Genomic DNA, 21,186 nt, shown 5'->3' with positions numbered 1-21,186 from the left:
ACGGCCCACGCGCCGCACCCGGTCGACGGCGAATCGTGGTGACCGATCCGTGGCGGCTGTCCCCTCAACGGCCAACGCCTGCAAGAATGACAGGAAACGTCAGTCGATCTTCGGGAACACCATGAGCGACCGCAGCGAGCCCGACCACGCCTCCGCCTGGGGGCGTGTCGCCGATGACGGCACGGTCTTCGTTCGCACGGCCAGCGGCGAACGTGCCGTCGGATCATGGCGTGCCGGCAGTCTCCGTGAGGGTCTGGCCCACTTCGAGCGCCGCTTCGACGATCTGTCCGCCGAGGTCGAGCTGCTCGAGCGGCGGCTGACGGTCAGCGGGGTCGATCCGGCCGGGATCGTCGGCAGCGCACGGCGGCTGCTCGATTCCCTCGACGAGGCCGCGGTCGTCGGTGATCTGGATGCGCTGCGCACGCGGCTGGAGGCCGTGGTCGCCGCCACTGAGGAACATCGCTCCGCGCTCGCTGCCGAGCGGGCCGAGCGGGCCGGCCGGATCGCCGCGGCCAAGGAGCAGCTGGTCGCCGAGGCCGAACGGCTCGGCCGCAGCTCGGAGTGGAAGACCGCCGGGGAGCGGTTCCGCGCGCTCGCCGAGGAGTTCCGCGCCGCCGGCTCGTTGGACAAGCGCACCGACTCGGCGCTGTGGCGGCGCATCGCCACGGCCCGGGACGAGTTCACCCGCCGCCGGACCGCGCACTTCGCCGCCCTCGACACGCAGCGGGCCCGTTCGAGGGAACGGAAGGAGGCGATCATCGCCGAGGCGGAGGCGCTGTCCGACTCCACCGACTGGGCCGGCACGGCCGCCCGCTACCGGGCGTTGCTCGCCGACTGGAAGGCCGCCGGTCGCGCGGCAAAGGATATCGACGACGCGTTGTGGAACCGCTTCCGTGCGGCGCAGGACGCCTTCTTCACCCGCCGCAACGAGGCCAATGCCGAGCGCGACGCCGAGTTGCGCGAAAACCAGGTCAAGAAGGAGAAACTGCTGGCCGAGGCGACGGCGTTGGATCCGGCCGATACCGACCGCTCGCTGCGTCGTCTCCGGGAGATCCAGGACCGCTGGGACGAGATCGGACGGGTCCCCCGGGAGGTCGCGGGCTCCCTGGAGCGGCAGATGGCGGCCATCGGCGACAAGCTGCGCGAGGCCTCCGACGCCCGCTGGGCCCAGCGCTCCCTCGCTTCCTCACCATTCGTGACGAAGCTGCGGGAATCCGTCGCGAAATTGGAGGCGAAGCTGGCCCGGGCCCAGGCCGCCGGACGCACCAAGGAGATCGCCGACACCGAGTCCGCCCTCGCCGCCCAGCGGGCCTGGCTGGCCCAAGCCGAGGGACAGTCCCACAACGACTGAGCCGCGCCGGCAGGCGCGGGCGCTTCGTATGGACCCGAAAACGGGGAACTGCGGCATCCGCCGTGGTCGAAGGGGCGAAGGTCCGCGGAGTACCAGGTGGTGCACCTCGGGGCGGACACGTCCAAAGAGCGCTAACTGACCGCTTGCCAGAGTTAGCAACCCGACGTATCGTCGACTGCGTTGGTGATGTGTTGTGGCGGCGCACTCGTTTCCGTGCCGACCGGAGCTTGCCGAGGCAGCATGGCCTCCCCTGAATCGCAGCGTCCACGGACGGCGGGCTCTCGGCGGACGGTCGTCCGCGGAGTCCGAGGAGTCCGCGGACTCCTCGGCCGCGGGGTCCAGCCGTATGCCGAGGTTCACGGATGGCGGGGCGCCCGCCATGGGCGCGGCAACCCGCCTCGCCCTCCGGCGAAGGAGGCGTTCGACCCGGTGGCGGCCCTGAATGTGCGCGATCTCGGCGATTTCATCCGCGATCAGCGGCACAGCGCACAGATCTCCCTTCGTCAACTCGCCAAGCAGGCCGGGGTGAGCAACCCTTACCTCAGTCAGATCGAGCGAGGCCTCCGGCGGCCGTCCGCGGAGATTCTTCAGCAGATCGCGAAGGCGCTCCGCATCTCCGCCGAAGTGCTCTACGTGCAGGCCGGAATTCTGGAGGAACGGCAGGGCGAAGAGAACGTCATGGCTGCCGTGCTGGCGGACGAATCCCTGTCCGAACGACAGAAGCAGGTCGTGCTCGACATCTACGAGGCGTTCTGCCGGGAGAACGCCATCGCGGCGCGGGCCGGCCGCGGCCACCCGGACGGCGACGCCGAGGCCGGGCCGCGCGGGTTCGTCCCCGGCGAGCCCGCCGCCCCGACCGCGGGTCCGGCCGCCATCGGTGATTCGGCATCCGCACGGGGTCCGGCCGCCACCGCGGGAGCGACCTTCGCGGAGCCGACGACGAAACGGAGATCCGCCCGACAGGCGTCGGCGACATCCCGGGGCGGCACCACCACCGCGGCGCGGTCGGCCTCGTCGGACGGTACGGGTAAGCCGTCCCCGGGGACCGCCCCGGGCCGCACCAGGCGATCGAAGGCCACGGGAGGCGAACCGGCGGCGGCGACGAGGACCGAGAGCGGTCCGATCACCGGCGCTCCCCCCGCGTCCCTACCCACACCGGCAGCACCGGCAGCACCGGCTCCGCAGCCGACCACCGACAACCCGGTCGATCAGACCTAGATCGACCGGCGGAGACCGCGACGAAAAGGAAAGCGGTACTCCGTTCCTGTACGGCCTATCACCACCCTGACCCTCACATCATTTACCCGACCTTTCACCCGTCGGCGACGAGGCGCTAACAGGAAATCTCTACACGAAATCAACGAATCTTCGAACCGAGGGAGACATCATGGCCACCACGCGCACGACGAACCGCCCCGCCAGCCGTCCCACCGCCCGCGTCAGCGCGCAGGCCCAGGAGGACACGGCCGAGGCGAGGGCCGAAGTCAGGGTTCCGCTGGCGGAGGTGCGCAAGCCGCTCTACGCGTCGGTGGGAGCGGCGGATCTCGCTGTGGCGAAGCTGCTCGCCCTGCCGACGACCACAAGCACCGAGGTTCGGAAGATCTCCGACCGGGTCGGCGCGCTGCCTACCCAGGCGGCGCGGGTTCCGACCCAGGTCGGGACGGCCGTGCGTGCGCTGCCGGCCACCGTCACCTCCCAGATCTCCGACCTGCAGGGACGCGCCACCTACCTCTACAACAGCTTCGCCACCCGGGGCGAGAAGCGGGTGGCGAGCATCCGGCGCAGCCCGGCCACGGAGGAGGCGGTGCAGCGCACCCGGACGGCAGTGAGCCAGACCCGCGCCGCGCGCACCTCGAGTCGCAAGGCGGCCGAGGCGGTCGGCCGGGCCGTGACCGAGGCCGCCCCCGAGAAGTAACGGCCCGCGAACATCGACACACCGGATCACCAACGGACGGTCATTGACCTGTTCCGGTCGACCACGGGTCCGGGGCCTGCTGTCCGGGGCCCGTGGTCCGATGTGTTGTATTAACTTATGCGCTATCGCCCGCTGGGATCCTCCGGACTACTGGTGTCTGTCGTCGGCCTCGGCTGCAACAATTTCGGCTCGCGCGTCGACCTCACCGGCACCCGTGCGGTCGTCGACGCGGCGCTCGACGCCGGGATCACGTTCTTCGACACCGCCGACACCTACGGGAACAAGGGCGGCTCGGAGACGCTTCTCGGGCACGTGCTGCGAGGCCGCCGCGACGATGTCGTCCTCGCCACAAAATTCGGCAACGACATGGGCGGCATGTACGGCCAGGACTTCAGCGCGCGGGCGTCCCGGCGGTACATCCGCAAGGCGGTCGAGGGTTCGCTGAGCCGGCTGCAGACCGACTACATCGACCTCTACCAGCTGCACACCCTGGACGCCTTCACGCCGATCGAGGAGACGCTCGAGGCCCTCGATGAGATCGTCAAGGAGGGCAAGGTCCGTTACATCGGTGCCTGCAACCTCGATGCCTGGCAGGTCGCCGACGCGGAGTGGACCGCCCGGGCATCCGGGACGACCCGCTTCATCTCCGCGCAGAACCACTACAACCTGCTGGAACGGGGCGTGGAGGCAGAGCTCGTGCCGGCCGCCCAGAAGTACGGCATCGGCGTCATCCCGTACTACCCGCTGGCGAACGGCCTGCTCACCGGCAAGTACCAGCGCGACGAGGTGCCGGCACCCGGCACCCGGCTGGCCGGCCGGCAGGACGAGCTGACCGACGAGGTCTTCGACCGGCTGGACGCCCTGGAAACCTTTGCGCGGGAGCGGGACCGGTCACTGCTGGACGTCACGATCGGCGGGCTGGCCGCCCAGCCCGGGGTCGCCTCGGTCATCGCCGGCGCGACCAGCCCGGTCCAGGTGCGCGCCAATGCCGTGGCCGGTCAGTGGCAGCCCCGCGCGGACGACCTCGCGGTGCTCGACAAGATCGCCGTGACCCGCCGTCCCGCCGACTGAACGCGGGACCGACGGATCCACGATCCGGGACGTCCCGTCAGATCTCCGCTGGGGCGTCCCGCACCGCACCGGCAGAACGCCCGAACCGCCCGCCGGGGGCCAGTCGATGGTCAGCTCGCCCAGCCGCCAGCGCCGCCGGTCGCCGCGGACCGGCCAGCCCTGGGCCCGCAGATCCGCCACGGCTGCGATCCACCGCTGGCGTGGGGAGAAGACGGCCCGCGGCGCGGCCCGCTCCCAGGCGCGGTCGAAGGCCGTGAACAGCCGGTGGACGTCATGGCCGGGCACGTTGTGCTCGATGAGCGCCTTGGGGAGCCGCTCGGCGAGCTCGGACGGACGGGCGAGGCTCGCCAGATGCGCGGAGAGGGTCAGCGTGGGCCCGGCCGGGCCCCGCGCGCCGGACGGCAGCCAGGCCGGCGCCGCTCCCGGGGCCGGAAGACCGAACCAGCAGGCGCGCCGACCCGTCTCATCGCAGGTTCCCTCGACGAGCATCCCGCCCGGGGCGAGCCGCGCCAGCATCGTCGCCCACGCGCCGGGGACCGCCGCCTCGGGATACTGCCGTAGCACGTTCAGGGCACGCACCAGCACCGGGCGCTCCCCTGGCGGCGGAAGCTCGAACCCGCCGCGGGTGAACCGCAGCCCGGGAGGTCTCGCGGCCGGAGCGGCCCGGGTGACCCGGTCCTGGTCGAGCTCCAGGCCGACGACGCGCACGCCCGGACGCACCGTTCGCAGCCGCTCGTAGAGCTCCACCGTGGTCACCGGAGACGCGCCGAAGCCGAGATCGACGACCAGGGGATCCGCCGCCCCACGCAGCAGCGCGGCGGCCGCGTCGAGCGTCCAGCGATCGATCCGTCGCAACCGGTTCGGCGCGGTGGTACCCCGGGTGGGCATCCCGAGGGCACGCGCCCGTCCGGCCGCGAGCCGCGGCTCCCGACGGGAGGAGTTCGTCACGGATCCACCCTGGCAGACCGGCAGACCAGCAGACCAGCAGACCAGCAGACCAGGGACCGGCCGGGAGCCCGAAGGGGGGAGACCAACAGTTGACCCGACAACCGGCCGGGTAGAACGGTTGGAGACGTGTTCGTCCACAGCAGGGTTGGTCGTGTCGGGCAGGCGCCGGTGGCGTGCGGATGCGGAGGTGCTCGATGCGTCTGATCAGAAGTGGCGCCGCCCAGGTCCGCGGTGAGGCCGAACGGCGCGGGCGGCCCAGCCGGGTCGCGATGCTGTCCATGCACACCTCACCAATGGAACAGCCGGGAACGGGCGATGCCGGGGGGCTCAACGTCTACGTCGTCGAGCTGTCTCGGCAGCTCGCGGCGCTGGGGGTGGAGGTCGAGGTGTTCACCCGCGCGGTGAGCAGCAAGCTGCCGACCTCGGCCGAGCTGTTGCCGGGTGTGACGGTCCGCCACGTTGACGCCGGCCCGTTCGAGGAGATCCACCGGGAGGATCTTCCCGCCTGGCTGTGTGCGTTCACCGCGGCTCTGCTGCGCGCCGAGGCCGGGCACGAACCAGGGTGGTTCGATGTGATCCACTCGCACTACTGGCTGTCGGGCCAGGTCGGTCTCGCGGTGGCACAACGATGGGGTATCCCGCTCGTGCACACCTCCCATACGCTGGCGAAGATCAAGAACGGCGCGCTGGCCGTCGGAGACCGCCCGGAGCCGCCTGGCCGGCTACTCGGCGAACAGGAGGTCATCGGGGGGGCCACCCGGCTGCTCGCCTCCACGCCGGACGAGTACCGGCACCTGATCGATCTGTACGACGCGGCGTCGGACCGGGTCGACGTCGTCGCGCCCGGCGTCGACCTTGAGGTCTTCCGGCCAGGTGACATGGCGCAGTCCCGGGCCCGCGTCGGCGTGGATCCCGCCGACGACCTGCTGTTGTTCGTCGGTCGGATCCAACCGCTCAAGGCGCCCGATCTGCTGCTGCGCGCCGCCGCGGAACTGCTGCGGCGCGATCCCGCCCGCCGCTCGCGGCTCACCGTCGCCGTGGTCGGCGGCCCCAGCGGATCCGGTCTGGAACAACCCGACGCCCTGGTCAAGCTCGCGGCGTATCTCGGGATCTCCGATCGCGTCCGCTTCCAACCGCCGGCCCCGCAGCAGGAACTCGTCCACTGGTACCGCGCGGCCACCGCCGTCGTCGTCCCCAGTCACAGCGAGAGCTTCGGCCTCGTCGCGCTCGAGGCCCAGGCCTGCGGCACCCCGGTGGTCGCCGCGGCGGTCGGGGGCCTGCGCACCGCGGTCGCCGACGGTGTCTCCGGGCTGCTCGTCTCCGGTCGGACCCCCGCCGTCTATGCCGACGCGCTGGACCGGCTGCTGCGCCAACCACGATGGCGGGCCCGGCTCTCCGCCGGAGCGGTGGCCTGGGCCGGTGGGTTCGGCTGGTCGGCCACGGCCCATGGCGTGCTGCGCAGCTACCGGCACGCGCTGAGCCCCACCGCCGTCGCCGTCTGAGAGAGGATCTCCGCCGGAACCAGCATCGTCTACCAGCTACCGGGGAGGCCCCAGCCATGACGGCGCCCATCGACGCAGCGGAACGCAACCGGCTCGACGTGGTGATCGATGACACGCTTAAGGATCTCTGTCTCGCCTACGACCATGTCGACACCGGCTCGTTCCTCGTCACGCTGGAGGGCGAACACAAGCTGCGCACGATGACGTGGCTCGTCGTGCAGGACCACACCCTGCTCGTCGAGGCGTTTTTTATGCGCGCCCCGGCGGAGAACGCGGCGGGCACCTACGGATTCCTACTCGGCCGCAACGCGAAGACCTATGGGGTGCACTTCTCCATCGACCGGGTCGGTGACATCTTCCTCACCGGGCAGGTCCCGCTGCTGGCGGTCACCGCGGAGGAGATCGACCGCATCCTTGGCTGCGTCGGCTCCTACGCCGACGAGAACTTCGACCCGGCGATAGCGCTGGGATTCGCCTCCGCCATCGAGCGGGAGAAGGCGTGGCGGGCCAAGCTGGCCGCCGACGCCGGCTCGGCCACGAAGCCGGGATGAGACCCGGTCCCGAGGAGGACGCGGTGCTTCCCGGCGATTCACGCGTCCCCGTTGCACCCAGGCCGTTGCGTTCAGGCTGTTACATCCAGGCCGTTGCGTCCAGGCCGTTGCGTCCAGGCCGTTGCGTCCAGGCCGGGCGCTCCTCAGTAGACGAGGGCCTGCACGCCGTCCGCGAGAACCTCGTCGACGAACGCGGCGGCACCGGCGATGCGGACGCCGGGCAGGACGTCGTCCGGGCCGATGGAGCGCCGGGCCGCACACTGGGTGCACAGGGTGACGCGACCCCCGGCGAGGACGGCGGCGAGCAGATCGGGCAACGGCGCCGCCTCCGGCAGGCTGAACTCCTCCGCCCGGCCGGGCAGCGCGAACCAGGCGGACTCCCCGGTAAGCCAGAGCGAGACGTCTGTACCGGCGGCGACGGCGACCGCCGCGACCGTGAACGCCTGGGAACACCGTTCCGGCGCATCCGTCCCGGCGGTGACCTTGACGACGAGCGGGCGGGCCATCGTGCCAGTCTGCCAAATCGCACCCATCCCGTGCGTCCCGCCGAGGAACGAGTCCGACGACCCGTGCTTCCACTTGGCCAGCGCTCCGCCGCTCCCATCCGTCCTGCCTGCCCGCGGCTATGGAATCGTAATGAAATAAAAAATGCATGTTCGGGAGCATCTTGACAGGTAGGCGCATGGGGCCGGCTGGGTAGACGCCGCGTTCATGGTGATCCGTCTCATTTGCGCCGGACATACCCCCCAGCAGGCCGAGCAGTGGGCTGCGGGGCTGGACTGCTGGGCTGGCGGCACCGACGAGGACGGGACCGCCTTCGCCTGCCACGTGGCGGGACTGTGGAGCATGCGAGCGGCGCGGTCGGACAGCCTTGCCGCTCAGAACCGAGCCGCCCTGGCGCGCAGCTATGCCGCGTGGCGCCTGAGGTGACCAGGACCGGTACGGCCACGAGGAGTCCCGTGATCTCGTCGTCTAGGCTACAGACGTGCTGCACTACTTCTTCACCGGGCTTCTGGTGGCGATGTCCGTCCTGATCGCCTGGTTCTCCGGTTACGTGGTCTACAAGCTGTACGAGGGTCAGCGTTGAGCGCCGGGAAGCGGTCCGCGGCCGGATCGGCGCGGTCCGACACGGCGACGAGCACCGTTGATCTGCACGCCAGCCTGCTACCGCTGGCCTTCCTCGTCGGGACCTGGCGGGGCGAGGGGGTCGGCGGCTACGAGGGCCTGGACGGATTCCACTACGGCCAGGAGATCACCTTCGCCGCGGACGGCCGCCCGGCGCTGGGATACGTGTCGCACACCTGGTGGGCGGACGAGCCCCGGGACGGCCGCGAGCCCGGCAGCCCGCTGGCGACCGAGACCGGGTTCTGGCGGGTCCAGCCCGGAGAGGACGGAAAGCCGGTCGTCGAGGTGATGCTGGCCCACCCGTTCGGCATCGCCGAGATCTACGTCGGCACGGTGACCGGCACCCGTATCGATCTCGATCACAACGTCCTGATCCGCACCGCCACCGCCCGTGACGTCACCCGGTCGGTGCGGCTCTACGGCCTGGTCGAGGGCTGCGATCTCGCCTATGCGATCGACATGGAGGCCGAGGGCAAGCCGATGCAGTCACACCTGTCCGCGCGCCTGCACCGCGTGTCCGACTGAGCCGACTCCGCGGAGGCGTCTCCAGCTGCCCGTCTACCAAGAGGTGCCCGTCCACCAAGAGTCACACTTCATTCACGGTATGACGGAGCCTTTGCGGAAGACATCGCACGCGCAACGACAGACCACGAACGGAACACGCGAAAACGTGTTCGGGCCTTCCCGGGATGCGCTTTCATGATCGCATGATGGCAGAGTCCGACGTACTCTTCGCGGTCGTCCTTTTCGCCGCCGCCGGCCAGCGTGCGGTCGACCGGATCATCGCGCCGTTCCCCGATCGGGGCTCCGCAGTGGCGTTTGCCCGCGACAACGGTCTGCACTGTTTCTCGATCGGCCCGATGGCCTTCGCCGTACCGACCACGGTTCCGCCACCGGCGACCACGGTTCCGCCACCGGCGAGCACCGTTTCGGCCGTCGTGTCACCGGCGGGAAACAACCGCGGTGGCCAGGTCCGGGCATGAGCACGGGGGCAACGTGAGCACGGGGGCAACGTGAGCACGGGGACAGCGGAAGAAACCCGCTGTCCCCGTCCGGCGAAGGAACGCGACGTCAGGCCGCGACCTCGACCTGGGTGTCGACCGGCTCACCCTGACGGGCGACGACCTTGCGCTCGCCGGTCGCGCCGGGGACAAGAGCCCGGACGGTCCACTGCCCCGGCCGCGCGAAGAAACGAAACTGACCCGTCGCGGACAACGGAACCTCGGCGGTGAAATCGCCGCCTTCGTCCAGCAGGCGGGCATAACCGGTCGAAACCGGCTCCCCGCCCTGCACCACGACCCCCTGGATCACGGTTTCCTTGGCCACGTCAATTCCCTCCACAGATGGTCCACCGCTGATGGCGCCGCACATGGCTCACGCGCCCTTCTCGATCGGCACGCCGACGAGCGAGCCGTACTCGGTCCACGAACCGTCGTAGTTTTTCACGTTCGGCAGGTCGAGCAACTCGTGCAGCGCGAACCAGGTGTGCGCCGAACGCTCGCCGATACGGCAGTAGGCGATGATGTCCCTGGACAGGTCGACCCCGGCCTCGGTGTAGAGGCCGGTCAGCTCGTCATTGCTCTTGAACGTGCCGTCCTCGTTCGCGGTCTTCGCCCACGGGATGTTCTTCGCCGTGGGGATGTGCCCGGCCCGCTGGGACTGCTCCTGCGGCAGGTGCGCGGGAGCGAGCAGCCTGCCGGAGAACTCGTCGGGCGACCGGACGTCCACCAGGGCCTTCTCACCGATCGCGGAGATGACCTCCTCACGGAAGGCCCGGATGTCGGTGCGCGGCTCCGGGGCGGTGTAGCTGGTGGGCTGGCGCGGGGTGGCCTCGGTGGTCAGCTCACGGCTGTCGAGCTCCCACTTCTTGCGACCACCGTCGAGCAGGCGGACGTCGGCGTGGCCGTAGAGGCTGAAGTACCAGTATGCGTATGCGGCGAACCAGTTGTTGTTCCCGCCGTAGAGCACGACGATGTCGTCGTTCGAGATCCCCTTCTCGGAGAGAAGCTTCTCGAACTGCTCCCTGTTGATGAAGTCACGAATGACCGGGTCCTGAAGCTCGGACTTCCAGTCGAGACGCACCGCCCCCGGGATGTGCCCCTTGTCGTACGCGGAGACGTCCTCGTCGACCTCGACCAGGACGACCTTCGGGTCGTTACGGTTCGCTTCGACCCACGAGGCGTCGACCAGCGCCTTCTCACGACTCATGTGCGTGCTCCTTTCACGGCTATCGAATGGAGAAAAAGATACAGCTGGCACCCGAGACAGAACTCGAACGCCGCATTGAGGAGGGCCGCCACGAAGGCCAGGGCCACCGCGACGTAACCGAGTGCCGGCATCCCCGCGAAGAATCCCACGAGACCCACGACGCCGAAGATCGCGCCGACCAGCTGGGCGAACCGGGGCGGCGCGGCGTCCTCGGTGGCGGCCGGCGGCCCCAGCCTCGGCCGGATCAGGGAACGGAACACCAGCCCGTAGGGCGCGTGCCGGACCCCGGCCACCGCCCCCACCCCGAACACCACGGTCTGCGCGAGCAGCAACCAGCGGCTGCCGGCGAGCAGTATCACGGCGAGCATGATCGTGGTGACGGCAGCGGCGAACCGCATCCCACGAGGATCTACCACGAGAGCCTTCTCCTGACTTCCGGCTTGGACTACCCGCTCGGACGTGGCGATGCACCGGGGCCAGCCGATCACGGCTGAGGAACATCAACCCACGATCAGGAAAGACAACACAGACAGCTGTGTACGCGGCACAGATCGACCGCGCGGCGCTTCACAAGCTGTATCTGGGACATGGTTCGTGTCACGGTAGCAGTGAACGTCACGTCTGTGTTAACCCGCCGACGATGAATCCGAAGGATCACCATCTGCCCGATTGATCCCACCGGAAACGATCTCTTCGAGAGTGGCGAACACCGCCGCACGCGTCGGCGGGGCACCGCTCGCGCGCCGCACCTCCCTGCCATGACCGTCAACGATCAGTACCGTCGGAGTCCGCCTGATCCCCAGCCGACGGACGAGGTCGAGATGCGCCTCCGCATCAACCTCGACATGGCGTACCCCGGGCACGACCTCGGCAACCCCTGCCAGCACCCGACGGGTGGACCGGCAGGGGGCGCAGAACGCCGTGGAGAACTGCAGCAGCGTCGCCCGCTCCCCCATCGTCTCGCCCAGCGACGCGAACTCGGCCCGCAGCCCGCCGTCTACCGGCCGGAACCGTCCGTCCCGGACCCGCATGAGCACCCCCAGCCCGAGAGCAGCCACGGTCGCCACCGACAACACCCACATTCCGGTCACGGCTTCTACAGCATCCGACAGGCCCCGGCTCTTCCCGTCCAGGCCCCGCCGCGGCCCGACGATCGACTCACGCGGGCAGATGCCGGCCGACGAAATACACCAGTGGCGCCGCGGAGGCCAGCGGCAGGATGGCGGTGAGCAGGACGTCCGCGACCAGCGCCGAGGTGGCGACCGGGCCGACCCGCGGCTCAGCGTCGCGGGCCCGCGCCAGCACCAAATCGATGACGGCGGCCACGGCCGCTCCCGCCGCGGCGATCGCGACGGCGGCCCCCACCGCCAGACGATCGGGGTCGAGGGCACCGAAGCCGGCCCCCAGCGCCGCGCCGACCAGAACGCCGACCGCCCCGGCCGGCACCACCGGAACGCCCGCCCATCCCACCAGCCGGCCCGCCACGACCGTGCCACCCGCGCCGAGAAGGCCGGCGATGACCAGCAGATCGGCCGGATGGTGCGCGCCGGACCCGACACGCAGCGCAAGGTAACCGGCGAAAAGCGCACAGAAGATGATTCCACTCAGCGCCGCGGCGAGATCCGCACCGACCCGCACGGCAGGACCGGGCGGCGGACTCGAACCGTTGGCAGACACCGGACTCGAACCATTGGCAGACACCGAGCCTGCCCCGGATACGGGAGCTGACCGGCGTCGGGCGAGCTGGTAGAGGATCATGACCGCCACGGCGATCCCGACGACGCCGGCCAACGATCCGTAGCTGGGCCGGTCCGAGGCCAACAGGACCACGTCACCGAGGACACCCCAGGCCGCCACGAGCAGGGTGGTACCGGTCGACGCCCGGAGTATCCGGACCCAGGCCCAGGCAAACGCGATCTGTTCGACGATGAGGACCGCCGCGAGGGCTCCCGTGCCGAGGGCTGCGGCCGCCATCACCAGGCCGGTAGCCACCAGGGCCGCCAACGGCAAAGCACCCGGCGCCCATCGGGCTGCGGGGATGGACGCAGCCTCGTCCGGGACGAGGACGCCATGGGGCGTGCCGGGATCGCCTGCGCTCACCGGGCCATGCTGTCATGTCCGGCTCGGGCGGCTCACGTCGCGCCGTCCCAGCCGGGCGCGACCCCGGGCCGGGCGGCGAGGACCTCCGCGTCAACGGTCTCCCCAGCGGCGATGGCCTCCGGACCGACGATCTCCGGACCGACGACGAACAGCGTCATCCCCCGGCGAAGGGTGGGAGGGCCTCGACTACGCAACCGTCACGCAGGATGACCCCCGCCGGATCCCGCCGGCCCACGGGCTGGTCGTCGACGAGGTAGGAGCACCGTCGCAGCAGCGCCGGCAGGGTCCCGCCGTGGCGGGCCGCGACGACATCGAGCAGAGCGGCCAGCGTATCCGCGCCGATCTCCTCCTGGGACACCCCCGCGGCGTCCCTGGCGGCGGCCCAGTAGCGGACGGTCACCCGCGCGATCGACGCGGGCCGGCCCGCCCCTGCGGTCTCGTCCGTCACCGTCCTTCCGGCCCTTCGTCCGTCCTCGCGGCGGCGGTCCTCGCCGTCCTCGCGGTCCTCGCGGTCCTCGCGGCGGCCAACGCGCGCGGATGTCTCAGCGTGAAATACCCGTCACGACAGCCGTGGACGATGAGCGGCGAGGTCGGTGCGACCGAACCAACTATCTTCACCGGAGGAGCGGGAATTGGTACGAACGCGTGGGGGCCGATACGCACCCGTAACAGGCGCCGTGCCACCATCCGGCCGGTGGGCCGCTCGGCCAGCCGATGGATCCGGCGCATCCGAGCGGTGTCCCGCACGAACCACCGGCTGGCCGCGCTCGCATTGGCTACCGCCTCCGGGGGATGCCGACGGCGATGGCTGTGGGCGGGCTCGCCCACCTGGATCAGCACGCCGTGCCGCGGCACGGCGGCACCGTCCACCGACCATCCCATCGACCATCCCGTGAGGCAGACCCGCTGGTAGCCGAGTCGACGGGCCGCGCCGGCAGCCACGCCGACGGCCGCACCGACATCCAGCACCTCGGGGTCACCGAAAGTGCACAGTCTGGTGGATCGGTCGTACGCTTGCAGATCCATGACCTGGACATCGGGATGTGGACGTAATCCGACCATCACTGTTTGCAGCGCCAGGCGTGACGTCGAACAGGAGAAGCCATGGGTGACCACTACAGCCAGATTGCGTGACGCACCGGGCACCCGACCGCTCCAGCGATCATGACTCGTGGTCGGGATCTCACCATCCGCCGTAGGTAGTGGCCCGTAGACGGTAGGAGCCGAGTAGGACACTCCGCTATCCTCCCCACATACCGGCCTTCGTTTCATGCCCATGACGGTCGTGAGACGCCCAGCGCCGGGCATCGAGTTACTCACCGGGTCGACGCTGCCCCACCACACACCACCTGGAGGAGTCGTCTTGAGCGTCGTCCTTTTGCTCACCAACGCCCCCGGTCCGTCCGCCGAGTCGTTTCCGTCGCTTGGGCTTCTCACCCACACCGTACGGGTCGCCCCGCTCGAGGCGAGCGCGCTGCTGGACGCCCCGCCGGTGGATGTGATCGTGGTGGATGGCCGCCGGGAGCTTGTGATCGCCCGCGGTCTGTGCCGGCTGCTACGCACCACCGGGCTCACCACGCCGCTGCTGGCGCTGGTGACCGAGGGTGGGCTGGCGGCGGTGTCCGCGGACTGGGGGGTTGACGACGTCGTCCTCGATTCCGCGGGTCCCGCCGAGGTCGAGGCCCGGTTGCGGCTGGCCATCGGTCGGGTCGCCGCCGCCGGCGGCACGGCCGAAGCCGGTGTCATCCGGTCCGGCGACCTGTCGGTCGACGAGACCACCTACTCGGCCAAGTTGCGGGGCCGGCCGCTCGAGCTCACCTTCAAGGAGTTCGAGCTGCTGAAGTACCTCGCGCAACACCCGGGCCGGGTCTTCACCCGCGCCCAGCTGTTGCAGGAGGTCTGGGGTTACGACTACTACGGCGGCACCCGCACGGTGGACGTCCACGTCCGGCGGCTGCGAGCGAAGCTCGGCCCCGAGCACGAAGCGATGATCGGTACTGTTCGGCACGTCGGGTACAAGTTCGTCGCGCCGCCCATCGCACCGCTGCCGGAGAACACCCCCGGGGAGGTCGGCCGGATCGGCCGTGACGAGTCCCGGACCCCCGAGCGGGTCTGACGTCACCGCGGACACCCGTCCGCCGCGTGGCATCCCGGCATCCCGGCACCCCGGGCACCGCCAGTAGGACGGCATCGCCGGCGCGAGGCCCAAATCCTGGCTCCAGGAGCCAGGATTCGGCCTCGCGTCCGGGGCCTCGCGACCGGGGCCTCCCGACCGCACCGTCGAGGGCCGCCCAGCGTCATACGGTCGTCCGGTGACCTCGCTGAGCTGGCAGCAGACCCTGAGCGCCATGGACGTGGACGACATCGTGAGCCTCCTCGCCGCCGCGGAGCGGGCGGACGGCACCGGGCCGGTGTCCGAGGACGTCCGGCTGGCCCTCCGGCCCGGACTGCGGATCGGCGCCGGCCGGCACCTGCTGGCCGTGTCGGCCGCCGCGGACACGAGCGGCCCGAATGTCCCGGACACCCCTGGTGACCAGAACGCCGCGGACACGTCGACCATGCCGGGCCGCGTCCCCGCCGGGCGGATCATCGGCTACGCCCATCTGGGCGGCGTGGACCAGGCACGGCAGGCCGAGGTGGTCGTCCATCCCGACCACCGCGGACGCGGCGTCGGCACGGCTCTGGTTGGCGGACTGACCGAGGCCCTCGCGGCGCCGTCGTCCCGCCTCGACATCTGGGCCCACGGCGACCTGCCGGCCGCCGCGGCACTGGCTACCCGGCTCACGTTCACTCGCACGAGGGTGCTGCTCCAGCTTCGGCGACCGCTGGCGGCCGGGACGCCCCTGCCGGACCCCCGGCTGCCGGCCGGTGTGACGGTCCGCACCTTCGTCCCCGACCAGGACGACCGGGCCTGGCTGGCCGTCAATGCGGCCGCCTTCGCTGATCATCCGGAGCAGGGCCGGTGGACCCTGGACGATCTGGCCCGGCGCCGGGCCGAGCCGTGGTTCGACCCGCGTGGCTTCTTCCTCGCCGAGCACGACGGCGCACTCGTCGGCTTCCACTGGACGAAGGTGCACGAGACCGACCAGACGCCGCCACGGAACGCGCAGCCGGGGCCCATCGGCGAGGTCTACGTGGTGGGCGTGCTCCCGGGCGCGGGCGGCGCGGGACTCGGCCGGGCACTTACCCTGATCGGCCTGCGGCATCTGCAGGCCGAGGGGCTCGACTCGGTCCTGCTGTACGTGGACGAGGACAATGTCCGCGCCGTGCGGATGTACACCGGACTCGGCTTCATCACCTACGTCCGCGACGTCTCCTACCACTGGGAGAGGCCGTCCACGGGTTGATCCGGCCAGGGCCGGAAGGCCCCCGTGGCTCAGGCGCCCTGACGGGTCGCCAGGCCGCGCGCGGGGGCGGAGTCGCCGTGATCGACGTCTATCACGGCACTCAGGTTCGTGACATGCAGCAGGCGGTAGGCGTCCTCGTTGAGGTTACGCAGCACGAGACGGCCACCGGCCGAGCGCTGACGCTGGTGGGCGAACAGGATGACCGCCAACCCCTGCGAGTCGAGGAAGCTCACCTGCTCCAGATCCACGATGATCTCTTTTACTCCGGCGACCCGTGCGTCGAGCAGTGCCTCGCGCAGGGGATCCAGGGACGAATAGTCGATGTCGCCGGCCGGATGCACGACGATGGCATCACGGTCGGTCACCTCAACCCGCACGCTTGGCTCCATGGCTCCGCTTGCGACCGGACGGCGTGAGCGCCACGAGAAGCCGGCCGGGCTGCCTCCCGTGTCGCGCCGCGCCTTTGGGCAAGCGCGACCATGGCCCCGTACCCCGACCGAGGTACTTCCACACGCGGCCGACCTCGCCAGGGGCGACTTCTCATCGCGCGTCCGTCAGCACGCTTGTCCGCGCCCCGCCCGTCGTCATCCGCCCGTCGTCATCCGCCCGTCCGTCCCGCATGCTCCCCGCCGCGCGGGATGGGATGACGAGCTGCCCGATGAGAGCGTCTACGCATGGACATCGACCCGCCCCGGACCCCGCCCCGGACCCCGGATGACACTCCCCCGGACGTCATCACCTTCATCGGCCGGATCGACGGCACGGTCATCACCGTGGGAACGCAGCCCAGCGTCCCGCGGAGAACCCCGGTCGTCGTTCTCCGCACCCAGTCGGCCCTGCTCGACGTTCTCTGCGTCGCGCATCTCGTGCCGGACGAGGCGCACCGGCTCGCCGCTCTGTTGTCCAGCGCCGCGCTCTCCAGCGTGGGGCGCTCCGCGTCCCGGCCCTCCGGCGCTGCACCGCCGCCTGCCGACCTCGCCTGCGGGGTCCGCTCGCGGCACATCATCTCCGCTGAGGAAGGATCGAGCGCCGCGGAGCTCCGTCACGCGCTGGCTCTGCTACCGGCGGGGGCACGGCTCGTCGATTTCGTCTCCGACACCGACGTCGCCCTCATCTTCAGCGTCGACGATCCACCCTGGCCGACGATCAATCTGGGCGGGGGGCCGTCCGGGTGACCGAAGGTCCGAGGCCTGACCATGCGCCGCTTTGATCATCGAAAGGACGGCCAGAGCCGTGCGGGCAGCGGGCCGATCCTACAGGCACCCAGCAGGGGCAGACACCCGACAGGCCACGCCGCCGTCCCGGCCAGGTCCGGAATCCCACGAGGAGGAGCACTAGCTTCACCGAGAGTGATTGATCGTACAAGTCTGTTCGCATCCCCGGCCCAGGACAGCCCGACGACGCCGGTAGCGACACCGATGACGCTCGCCCGCGCCGCCACCGGACTGCGCCCAGTAATCAACGCTACCGGCGTCCTGCTCCACGGAGGGCTCGGCCGAGCTCCCCTGTCCGCGGCCGCCCGCGCGGCCCTCGACCTGGCAGCCGGCACGACCGACCTCGAGCTTGACCTCGGGACCGGACGGCGAGGACGACGAGGACGTACCGCCCTGGCCGCGTTGGCAGCCGCGGTGCCCGCGGCGGCGGGCGTGCACATCGTCAACAACAACGCGGCAGGGCTGATCCTCGCGGTGACGGCGCTGGCCGGGCGGCGGGAGATCGTGGTGAGCCGCGGGGAGCTGGTGGAGACGGCGGACGGGTTCCGGCTGCCCGAACTGCTGGTCTGCACCGGGGCTCGACTGCGGGAAGTCGGCACCACCAACCGCACGACGCTCGGGGACTACGCCGACGCGATCGGGCCGGAGACCGGGCTCGTGCTGCACGTGCATCCGTCCAGCTATCAGGTGGTGGGGCTGACTGACACCCCTGCGATCAACGATCTTGCCGCGCTCTGCGCCGATTTCGAGATCCCCCTCGTCGGTGACTGCGGCTCCGGGCTGCTACACCCCGAGCCGCTCCTCGCCGATGAACCCGACGTCACGACCTGGCTCGGCTTCGGCGTTAACGTGGTCACGACCAGCGCGGACAAGCTGCTCGGCGGGCCTCAGTGCGGCCTGCTGCTGGGACGCGCCGACCTGATCGACCGGATACGTCGGCATCCGATGGCCCGGGCAATGCGGGTCGGAAAGCTCACACTCGCCGCGCTGGAAGCCACCCTCAGCCATCCCGACTCCCCGGTCAGGCAGGCGTTGCACGCCCGACCGGAACGGCTGACAACGCGGGCCGAGACGCTCGCCGCGTGGCTACGGCGTTCGGGCATCGCAGCCTCGGCTGTGGCGAGTCGTGCGGTCGTTGACGGTGGCGGGGGTGGATCGTCGCCGCTGCCGAACGACGCCGCATTCCGTCGATCGGGCGGCCACCGGCGCGAGGGCGCACGAGACGAAGACGGCATGGCCCCGGCGGGCCCGGAGAGTGGTCTGACGATCAAAGGGTTCGGCGGCTTCGGCCCGGAGCTGCCAAGCGCCGCGGTGGCCCTGGACGCAGTCATCGCCGCCCCCCTGCGCCAGGGCGAGCCGTCCGTGTTGGGCCGGGTGGAGCAGGGATGCTGCCTGCTCGATCTGCGGACCGTTCCGGTGGAACTCGATCCCGTCCTCGCCGCCGCCGTGCTGGCTGCCGCGACCGAAGCCGGCGCGACCACGATCACCGACGCCCCGACCGAGCCGCACATCGCCGAGGATGCCGACGTCATGACGATCGAATCCATGGCCATCCCGCGCGCCACCGTGCCCGGCCGACGGGCGCCGTGAGCCTCGGCCGCCCCTACGACTCCCCGGCGTTCGCCGGCGTTCGCCGGCGCGGTGAGACGGCTGGGTTCGGTCGCCGCCGCGCTGACCCTGCTCTGCTACGGGCTCGTCCACCTGCTCGTCTGGCCCGGCGCACCCACGGGGACCCCGGATGAACGGTACCGGTGGAACGGGGAGTCCACGCTGCTCGACTCGTTCACGATCAGTGGACGGCCGATCCAGACCTCCACCTAACGCTAAAACGACGGAGAAATAAGCGATTCACGGTTCGCTCGGCGACGGCGGGGACCCGCATCGCTTCTTCGCACGTGGCGGGCCCGCTGACGGGCCCAGACATCAGGGCATTATAGAGCAAATGTTTCAAATCCGGCATATAACTCAAACTTCCGATTCAGGAATCTTGATTACCCATCGGCATCGATATACCGCTTACTGGGACCAGGGGCCGTAGAGGTGGTTCAGTACGTCGTTGTGTACTGGTTGTGCTGATTGTGATCCTTTAAGGAGTGCGGCGGATGCAGTCGGCCACCTCGGATAGCGGCGTCCAAGGAGTCACGCAATGAGCGGGTACGACTATTCGGTTGCCATCCTCGGTAGCGGCATCGCCGGCTCGACGCTGGCCAATATCCTCGCCCGACACGGTCACCGCGTGGTTCTGATTGACAGTGGCACGCATCCACGTTTCGCGCTCGGGGAGTCGACCATCGGTGAGACGACCTATCTGCTGAAGTTGCTCGCCCAGCGGTTCGACGTCCCCGAGCTCGGCCATGTGAGCAGCTTCGAGGGCGTCCGCTCCCACGTCACCTCGGCCTGCGGAGTGAAGCGCAACTTCGGATTCGTCTACCACCACGAGGGTGCGCTCCAGAACCCCGAAGAGGTCACTCAGTGCAGCGTTTCGGAGTTTCCGAACGGCCCGGAAATGCACATGCACCGCCAGGACATCGATGCTTACCTCTTCTATACGGCCGTCCGTTACGGAGCCGAACCGCGGCAACGCACGATGGTGGAAAAAGTCGACTTCGCCGACGACGCCGCGACGCTGACGACAGGGGCCGGCGAACGGATCCGCGTTCGCTACGTCGTCGACGCCTCAGGACGCAACTCCGTGTTGGCGAACCAGTTCGCCCTGCGAGAGGATCCCTGCCGGTTCCGGACGAACTCCCGCACCCTGTTCACCCACATGGTGGGGGTCACCCCCTTCGACGAGGTGACCCTCCCGAGCGGGCAGCCGTCGCTGTGGCACCAAGGCACCCTGCACCATCTGTTCGACGGCGGCTGGCTGTGGGTGATCCCGTTCGACAATCACCAGCGGGCCACCAACCCACTGTGCAGCGTCGGGCTCAACCTCGACTCGCGACGCTTCCCCAGGGATCCCTCGGTACCCGCCGAGCAGGAATGGAACGCTTATCTTGAGCGGTTCCCCAGTATCGCGCGCCAGTTCGCCGGTGCCCGGCCCGCCTGGGACTGGATCTCCACCGGTCGCACCCAGTACTCCAGCTCGCGGACGGTCGGTGACCGCTGGGCGATGATGTCCCACGCAGCCGGGGCGATCGACGCGCTGTTCTCCCGTGGCATGGCCAACACCATGCAGGTCATCTACGCCCTCGCACCAACCCTGATAGAGGCCCTCGCCGACGACGACTTCTCGGCGGAACGCTTCGGCCACATCGACACGCTCAACCAGACGATCCTGGACGTCAATGACAAGCTCGTACACGGCTCCTATGTCTCGTTCCGCGACTTCGACCTGTGGCGGGCGTGGTCGAAGGTGTGGTTCCTGGGCTGGAACATGGGCATCTCCCGGATCGTCGGAACCTACTTCGGCTATCTGGAAAAGGGCGATCCGGCGCTGTTCGACCGCCTGCTCGACGCGCCACATCTGGGCACTTTCTGCCCCGATCTGCCGGAATTCCAGCCCTTCTTCGACTCGCTCAGCGCCGTGATGGACGAGGTCGAGGCCGGCCGGCTGGCCCCGGCCGCCGCCGTCGAACGGCTCGCCACTCTGCTGGGCGGCGCCGACTTCCTCCCCGCTCCGCTCCGGCTGGGCGATGTGCTGCGCCGCTGGCACGACGGCTCCTTCGAAGCCCAGCGCCGCATGTACGAGTGGGGGCGCACGAGTTCCCCCGAGCCGCTCCGCCGCTGGTACGAGTACGACCTCGACGACCTGCTCACCCGCACGGGTGGGGTGCCCACTCCGGCAACCCTCTAAAGGTCGGGCCGCTGAGGGTCGGGGCCATCCCGCCTCCATCCGCGACGGGATCGTCCTG

General features: G+C 70.1%; 26 protein-coding genes and 1 pseudogene. 15 read left to right on the top strand and 12 right to left on the bottom strand.

What is annotated here, in order from left to right; all coding sequences use genetic code 11:
• Positions 1-121: 121 nt before the first annotated feature.
• The 4 genes from FRANCCI3_RS02305 to FRANCCI3_RS02290 all read left to right on the top strand — a co-directional run bounded on the left by FRANCCI3_RS02305 (position 122) and on the right by FRANCCI3_RS02290 (position 4,337).
• Positions 122-1,351: a DUF349 domain-containing protein gene (locus FRANCCI3_RS02305; RefSeq protein ID WP_023839831.1), complete on the top strand. Its 1,230-nt coding sequence runs from the start codon at positions 122-124 to the stop codon at positions 1,349-1,351.
• 429 nt (positions 1,352-1,780) lie between these two features.
• Entirely contained in the window at positions 1,781-2,569 is a 789-nt protein-coding gene (locus tag FRANCCI3_RS02300) for a helix-turn-helix domain-containing protein (RefSeq protein ID WP_035958487.1), read from the top strand.
• Between the two features lie 169 nt (positions 2,570-2,738).
• On the top strand, positions 2,739-3,266 hold the full coding sequence (locus FRANCCI3_RS02295; protein WP_011434922.1) for a hypothetical protein: 528 nt from the start codon (positions 2,739-2,741) through the stop codon (positions 3,264-3,266).
• A 117-nt stretch (positions 3,267-3,383) separates the two neighbouring features.
• The gene (locus FRANCCI3_RS02290; RefSeq protein ID WP_011434921.1) at positions 3,384-4,337 is read left to right on the top strand and encodes an aldo/keto reductase; all 954 of its coding nucleotides are present in this window, start codon (positions 3,384-3,386) and stop codon (positions 4,335-4,337) included.
• Positions 4,338-4,430: 93 nt separating this feature from the next.
• Here the strand turns inward: FRANCCI3_RS02290 and FRANCCI3_RS23970 are convergent.
• Positions 4,431-5,225: pseudogene (locus FRANCCI3_RS23970) on the bottom strand (class I SAM-dependent methyltransferase); the annotation flags it as partial.
• 254 nt (positions 5,226-5,479) lie between these two features.
• On the opposite strand from FRANCCI3_RS23970, the gene mshA reads away from it, so the two are divergent.
• Both mshA and FRANCCI3_RS02280 read left to right on the top strand, forming a co-directional pair.
• Positions 5,480-6,787: a D-inositol-3-phosphate glycosyltransferase gene (gene mshA / locus FRANCCI3_RS02285; protein WP_011434919.1), complete on the top strand. Its 1,308-nt coding sequence runs from the start codon at positions 5,480-5,482 to the stop codon at positions 6,785-6,787.
• Positions 6,788-6,843: 56 nt separating this feature from the next.
• A complete protein-coding gene (locus tag FRANCCI3_RS02280) occupies positions 6,844-7,338 on the top strand; it encodes a YbjN domain-containing protein (RefSeq protein WP_011434918.1) in 495 nt (164 codons plus the stop codon).
• 143 nt (positions 7,339-7,481) lie between these two features.
• On the opposite strand, the gene FRANCCI3_RS02275 is transcribed toward FRANCCI3_RS02280, so the two are convergent.
• The gene (locus tag FRANCCI3_RS02275; protein WP_035729484.1) at positions 7,482-7,844 is read right to left on the bottom strand and encodes a DsrE family protein; all 363 of its coding nucleotides are present in this window, start codon (positions 7,842-7,844) and stop codon (positions 7,482-7,484) included.
• A gap of 205 nt (positions 7,845-8,049) precedes the next feature.
• Between FRANCCI3_RS02275 and FRANCCI3_RS02270 the strand changes: the two genes are divergently transcribed.
• From FRANCCI3_RS02270 to FRANCCI3_RS02260, 3 genes are all read left to right on the top strand, one after another.
• Positions 8,050-8,268, top strand: coding sequence for a hypothetical protein (locus tag FRANCCI3_RS02270; protein ID WP_023839833.1), 219 nt, complete (start codon positions 8,050-8,052; stop codon positions 8,266-8,268).
• A 153-nt stretch (positions 8,269-8,421) separates the two neighbouring features.
• On the top strand, positions 8,422-8,988 hold the full coding sequence (locus tag FRANCCI3_RS02265) for an FABP family protein (protein WP_011434916.1): 567 nt from the start codon (positions 8,422-8,424) through the stop codon (positions 8,986-8,988).
• A 182-nt stretch (positions 8,989-9,170) separates the two neighbouring features.
• Positions 9,171-9,446 (top strand): hypothetical protein, encoded by a 276-nt coding sequence (locus FRANCCI3_RS02260; protein ID WP_035729476.1) that lies wholly within the window; start codon positions 9,171-9,173, stop codon positions 9,444-9,446.
• 88 nt (positions 9,447-9,534) lie between these two features.
• Here the strand turns inward: FRANCCI3_RS02260 and FRANCCI3_RS02255 are convergent, their stop codons facing one another.
• The 9 genes from FRANCCI3_RS02255 to FRANCCI3_RS02225 form a co-directional block, all read right to left on the bottom strand.
• A complete protein-coding gene (locus FRANCCI3_RS02255) occupies positions 9,535-9,834 on the bottom strand; it encodes a DUF1416 domain-containing protein (RefSeq protein WP_011434914.1) in 300 nt (99 codons plus the stop codon).
• 3 nt (positions 9,835-9,837) lie between these two features.
• Positions 9,838-10,671 carry a sulfurtransferase gene (locus FRANCCI3_RS02250; protein ID WP_011434913.1) on the bottom strand — a complete coding sequence of 278 codons (834 nt, stop codon included), beginning with the start codon at positions 10,669-10,671 and terminating at the stop codon, positions 9,838-9,840.
• Positions 10,668-11,087: a DUF4395 domain-containing protein gene (locus FRANCCI3_RS02245; protein ID WP_011434912.1), complete on the bottom strand. Its 420-nt coding sequence runs from the start codon at positions 11,085-11,087 to the stop codon at positions 10,668-10,670. Before FRANCCI3_RS02245 ends, FRANCCI3_RS02250 begins: the two co-directional genes overlap by 4 nt.
• Positions 11,088-11,182: 95 nt before the next feature.
• A complete protein-coding gene (locus FRANCCI3_RS28895) occupies positions 11,183-11,260 on the bottom strand; it encodes an Ms5788A family Cys-rich leader peptide (protein ID WP_369807770.1) in 78 nt (25 codons plus the stop codon).
• A gap of 37 nt (positions 11,261-11,297) precedes the next feature.
• Positions 11,298-11,762: a thioredoxin family protein gene (locus tag FRANCCI3_RS02240; RefSeq protein WP_063578215.1), complete on the bottom strand. Its 465-nt coding sequence runs from the start codon at positions 11,760-11,762 to the stop codon at positions 11,298-11,300.
• 67 nt (positions 11,763-11,829) lie between these two features.
• Positions 11,830-12,771 (bottom strand): hypothetical protein, encoded by a 942-nt coding sequence (locus FRANCCI3_RS02235; RefSeq protein ID WP_023839836.1) that lies wholly within the window; start codon positions 12,769-12,771, stop codon positions 11,830-11,832.
• Between the two features lie 32 nt (positions 12,772-12,803).
• Entirely contained in the window at positions 12,804-12,929 is a 126-nt protein-coding gene (locus tag FRANCCI3_RS28500; RefSeq protein WP_023839837.1) for a hypothetical protein, read from the bottom strand.
• A complete protein-coding gene (locus tag FRANCCI3_RS02230; protein ID WP_035729657.1) occupies positions 12,926-13,180 on the bottom strand; it encodes a MoaD/ThiS family protein in 255 nt (84 codons plus the stop codon). The genes FRANCCI3_RS28500 and FRANCCI3_RS02230 overlap by 4 nt, the downstream gene beginning before the upstream one ends.
• Before the next feature lie 35 nt (positions 13,181-13,215).
• Complete coding sequence (locus FRANCCI3_RS02225; protein ID WP_049760821.1) at positions 13,216-13,797, bottom strand: hypothetical protein; 582 nt, start codon at positions 13,795-13,797, stop codon at positions 13,216-13,218.
• A gap of 337 nt (positions 13,798-14,134) precedes the next feature.
• Here FRANCCI3_RS02225 and FRANCCI3_RS02220 point away from each other — a divergent pair, with 337 nt between their 5' ends.
• Both FRANCCI3_RS02220 and mshD read left to right on the top strand, forming a co-directional pair.
• Positions 14,135-14,887: a response regulator transcription factor gene (locus tag FRANCCI3_RS02220; protein ID WP_011434907.1), complete on the top strand. Its 753-nt coding sequence runs from the start codon at positions 14,135-14,137 to the stop codon at positions 14,885-14,887.
• 196 nt (positions 14,888-15,083) lie between these two features.
• Entirely contained in the window at positions 15,084-16,118 is a 1,035-nt protein-coding gene (mshD, locus tag FRANCCI3_RS02215) for a mycothiol synthase (RefSeq protein WP_011434906.1), read from the top strand.
• A gap of 29 nt (positions 16,119-16,147) precedes the next feature.
• Here the strand turns inward: mshD and FRANCCI3_RS02210 are convergent, their stop codons facing one another.
• Positions 16,148-16,507: an STAS domain-containing protein gene (locus FRANCCI3_RS02210; RefSeq protein ID WP_035729468.1), complete on the bottom strand. Its 360-nt coding sequence runs from the start codon at positions 16,505-16,507 to the stop codon at positions 16,148-16,150.
• Between the two features lie 285 nt (positions 16,508-16,792).
• Between FRANCCI3_RS02210 and FRANCCI3_RS02205 the strand changes: the two genes are divergently transcribed.
• From FRANCCI3_RS02205 to FRANCCI3_RS02190, 4 genes are all read left to right on the top strand, one after another.
• Positions 16,793-17,293 carry a hypothetical protein gene (locus tag FRANCCI3_RS02205; RefSeq protein ID WP_011434904.1) on the top strand — a complete coding sequence of 167 codons (501 nt, stop codon included), beginning with the start codon at positions 16,793-16,795 and terminating at the stop codon, positions 17,291-17,293.
• A gap of 21 nt (positions 17,294-17,314) precedes the next feature.
• Positions 17,315-18,922, top strand: a complete 1,608-nt coding sequence (gene selA, locus FRANCCI3_RS02200; protein WP_011434903.1) for an L-seryl-tRNA(Sec) selenium transferase — start codon at positions 17,315-17,317, stop codon at positions 18,920-18,922.
• 51 nt (positions 18,923-18,973) lie between these two features.
• Positions 18,974-19,153, top strand: a complete 180-nt coding sequence (locus FRANCCI3_RS02195) for a hypothetical protein (protein WP_023839841.1) — start codon at positions 18,974-18,976, stop codon at positions 19,151-19,153.
• 325 nt (positions 19,154-19,478) lie between these two features.
• Complete coding sequence (locus FRANCCI3_RS02190; RefSeq protein ID WP_011434902.1) at positions 19,479-21,128, top strand: NAD(P)/FAD-dependent oxidoreductase; 1,650 nt, start codon at positions 19,479-19,481, stop codon at positions 21,126-21,128.
• The last annotated feature ends 58 nt before the right edge of the window (positions 21,129-21,186 follow it).

The sequence above is a fragment of the Frankia casuarinae genome, from assembly GCF_000013345.1.
Classification (GTDB): domain Bacteria; phylum Actinomycetota; class Actinomycetes; order Frankiales; family Frankiaceae; genus Frankia; species Frankia casuarinae.
This window is presented reverse-complemented; position numbering and strand designations above follow the sequence as displayed.